The sequence below is a fragment of the Actinoallomurus acaciae genome, from assembly GCF_042429965.1.
GTDB lineage: Bacteria > Actinomycetota > Actinomycetes > Streptosporangiales > Streptosporangiaceae > Actinoallomurus > Actinoallomurus acaciae.
The window spans coordinates 1-3,734 of sequence record NZ_JBHLZP010000679.1 but is presented as its reverse complement, the minus strand read 5'-3'; the positions used below and the strand labels follow the sequence as shown (position 1 = coordinate 3,734).

The window sequence follows — 3,734 nt, the reverse complement described above, 5'->3', positions numbered from 1 at the left end:
CCGCCACGCAGGGGGAGGCCGAGAGCCGCCTCACCGAGGTGCGCATCCGCATCCAGGAGGCCAACGAGCGCGCCCGCCGGCGGCGCGACGACCGTGCCGCCGCCGCACGGTTCGTCCGCGAGCTGGAGACCCATCCCGACGCCGGCGGCGTACGCTCGCGGCTGGCCGAGGTCGCCGAGGGCGCCGCGGCGTTCGACGAGGAGCTTCGAGGCGAAGCCGTACGCCTCGTCGGCGATCTTCAGCGCGAGGCCGAACGCCACTACGTGACCACCGCGCTCCGGGAGGCGTTCGAGGGCCTCGGTTACGAGGTGGACGAGGGGTTCGAGACCCTGACCGCCGACTCCGGCGAGGCCGTCCTCACCCGGGGCGACTGGTCACAGCACGCGGTCGAGGTCCGCGTCGACGACGCGCGCCAGATACGCATGGCGTTGCTGCGCACCGAACCGGCCGAGAGCGACGACCAGCGGCGCCTCGACGTCGAACGCGAGGAGCAGTGGTGCGCGTCGTTCGAGGCCGCCCGCGAGCGCCTCGAACGGGCCGGCATCCACGCCGACGTGCGCTGGCGGATCGAGCCGGGCGAACACCGCCTTCCGGTCGCGCAGCGGCGCCGCGACCGCCGGCAGCCCCAGGCCCGGCATCGCGAACGCGACCGCTGAGATCCCGGCGAAGCCGTCGCGGCGAGGTGCGGGTCAGGCCTGGCCGCGCTTGCCGCGGGCGCGGATGCGCTCGCGGTCCTTGGCGTCCAGAACCACCTTGCGCAGCCGGATCGCCGCCGGGGTCAACTCCACACACTCGTCGTCGGCGATGAACTCCAGCGCCGCCTCGAGGCTGAGCACGCGCGGCGGCGTGAGGCGCTCGAAGACCTCCGCGGTCGAGGACCGCACGTTGGTCTTCTGCTTCTCCTTGGTGATGTTCACGTCCATGTCGTCGGCGCGGGAGTTCTCACCGACGATCATGCCTCCGTACACCTCGGTGGCCGGGGCGACGAACAAGGTGCCCCGCTCCTGGAGATTGAACATCGCGTACGCCGTGGCGGCACCGGCCCGGTCGGAGACCAGGGATCCCGTCGGCCGGGTGCGCAGCTCGCCGAACCACGGCTCGTAGCCCTCGAACACCTGGTGCGCGATGCCCGTACCACGGGTCTCGGTGAGGAACTCGGTGCGGAAGCCGATCAGGCCACGCGCCGGGACGAGGAACTCCATCCGGATCCAGCCCGTGCCGTGGTTCGTCATGTGCTCCATGCGGCCCTTGCGCACGGCCAGGAGCTGGGTGATGGCGCCGAGGTACTCCTCGGGCGCGTCGACCGTCAGCCGCTCCACCGGCTCGTGCACCTTGCCGTCGATCTCCTTGGTGACGACCCGCGGCTTGCCGATGGTGAGCTCGTACCCCTCACGGCGCATCGTCTCCACGAGAATCGCGAGCGCCAGCTCGCCACGCCCCTGGACCTCCCACGCGTCGGGCCGCTCGGTCGGCAGCACGCGGATCGAGACGTTGCCGATGAGCTCGCGGTCCAGCCGGTCCTTGACCAGCCGCGCGGTGACCTTGGTGCCCTTCTCGCGGCCCGCGAGCGGACCGGTGTTGGTGCCGATCATCATCGCGATGGCCGGCTCGTCAACGGTGATCAGCGGCAGCGGCCGCGGGTCCTCCGCGTCGGCGAGCGTGTCGCCGATCATGATGTCCGGGATGCCGGCGATGGCGATGATGTCGCCCGGCCCCGCCTCCTCGGCGGCCTTGCGCTCGAGCGCATCGGTCATCATCAGCTCAGTGATCTTCACCCGCTCGATGGTGCCGTCGTGCTTGCACCACGCGACCTGCTGGCCCTTCTTCAGAACGCCCGAGTGCACGCGGCACAGCGCGATGCGGCCGAGGTAGGAGCTCGCGTCCAGGTTGGTGACGTGCGCCTGCAACGGCGTGTCCGGGTCGTAGGACGGCGCGGGGATCGTGTCCCGGATCACCTGGAACAGCGGCTCGAGGTCCTCGCTGTCGGGCAGGCCACCGTTGTCGGGCTTGTTCAGGCTCGCCCGGCCGGCCTTCGCCGACGCGTACACGATCGGGAAGTCGATCTGTTCCTCGTCGGCGTCGAGGTCGAGGAACAGCTCGTACGTCTCGTCGACCACCTCGCCGATGCGCGCGTCGGGCCGGTCGACCTTGTTGACGACGAGGATGACCGGCATCTTCGCGCTGAGCGCCTTGCGGAGCACGAAGCGGGTCTGCGGCAGTGGACCCTCGGAGGCGTCCACGAGGAGGACGACGCCGTCCACCATCGACAGGCCGCGCTCGACCTCGCCGCCGAAGTCGGCGTGCCCCGGCGTGTCGATGATGTTGATCGTCATGCCGCCGTGCCGGACCGCGGTGTTCTTGGCGAGAATCGTGATGCCCTTCTCGCGCTCCAGGTCGTTGGAGTCCATGACCCGCTCATTGACGTCCTGGTTCTCGCGGAACGCGCCGGACTGCCAGAGCATGGCGTCGACGAGAGTGGTCTTGCCGTGGTCGACGTGGGCGACGATGGCGACATTGCGCAGATCGTCCCGGGTGGCGGTGGGCATGCGTGCGGGTCTCGCTTCGTGGGTGGGAGTCGCCGCGGGATCCGCGCGGCGGATACAAGTCTACTTGGCCGACCGGGTAGCCACGGTCGCCTCGCACCACGGTACGTTCTGCACGGGGAACATGACGGAAAGTATCGGTATTTCGCGGCAACCGATCCTGCTCTCCTCGCGTCGAACGATTGTGCGGGGCGCCCCGATCCTGGCCGGAGCATTCACCGGGGCGTTCCGCGCTTTGCTTGCCCGGCACCGCCCACGGACCTAGGAGCAGGTGTGACCGACTGGACGCTTCCGGGCTACACCGAACTGCGCGAGCTCGGCACGGGCTCGTTCGGGCGGGTCGTCCTGGCCCGGCATGAGGGCTCCGGCACTCTCGTAGCGATCAAGTACCTGTCCGTGGGGCGTCTCGGCGGCGAGTGGTTCCTGAGCCGGTTCCGCGAGGAGGCGCGGACGCTGGCCGCGCTGCACAGCCCGTACGTCACGAGGCTCTACGAGTACGCCGAGTCGGGCACCCGCGCGGCGATCGTGATGGAGGCGGTGTCCGGTGCCTCTCTCCGCGCGGTGCTGGAGGCACACGGCCCGACCGTCCCGGAGGCGGCCCTCGCCGTGCTGAAGGGCTCGCTGCTCGGTCTCGGTGCCGCCCACGCCGCCGGGATCGTGCACCGCGACTACAAACCTGAGAACGTCCTCGTACAGGAGAACGGCCAGAGCAAGATCGCCGACTTCGGCGTCGCCATCCGGTCGGGGCACGCCGGCGTCTCCGCCGGAAGCCCGGGGTACATGGCTCCCGAGCAGTGGACGGGCGGGCCGGCCGCCCCCAGCACGGACGTGTACGCGGCGACCTGTGTCTTCTTCGAGTGCCTGACCGGCCGTCGGCCGTACGGGAGCGCGGACCAGGCCACGCTCGAACAGCGGCACCTGACCGCGCCGGTGCCCGCCATGGAGGTTCCCGAGCCGGTACGCCCGCTGGTCCTGCGCGGCATGGCCAAGGACCCCTCCGACCGGCCGGCGTCGGCGCTCGACTTCGTCCGCGAGCTGGAGTGGATCGCGGCCGAGGCCTACGGACACGGCTGGGAGCGGACCGGCCGGAGCCACCTGGTCGAGGTCGCCGCCACGCTGGCCGCGCTCTCGCCGCTGGCGATCGCGCTGGGCACCGGATCGGGCGGCGGAGGCGGGGCCGCCGGTGGCGGC

General features: G+C 71.0%; 2 protein-coding genes and 1 pseudogene. 2 read left to right on the top strand and 1 reads right to left on the bottom strand.

What is annotated here, in order from left to right; all coding sequences use genetic code 11:
- Positions 1-656, top strand: a pseudogene (locus tag ACFFNX_RS44835) (hypothetical protein); the annotation flags it as partial.
- 33 nt (positions 657-689) lie between these two features.
- Here ACFFNX_RS44835 and typA read toward each other — a convergent pair.
- The gene (typA, locus tag ACFFNX_RS44830; protein WP_378212369.1) at positions 690-2,546 is read right to left on the bottom strand and encodes a translational GTPase TypA; all 1,857 of its coding nucleotides are present in this window, start codon (positions 2,544-2,546) and stop codon (positions 690-692) included.
- A 270-nt stretch (positions 2,547-2,816) separates the two neighbouring features.
- Between typA and ACFFNX_RS44825 the strand changes: the two genes are divergently transcribed.
- A partial coding sequence (locus tag ACFFNX_RS44825) for a serine/threonine-protein kinase (RefSeq protein WP_378212368.1) occupies positions 2,817-3,734 on the top strand: 918 nt, incomplete at its 3' end.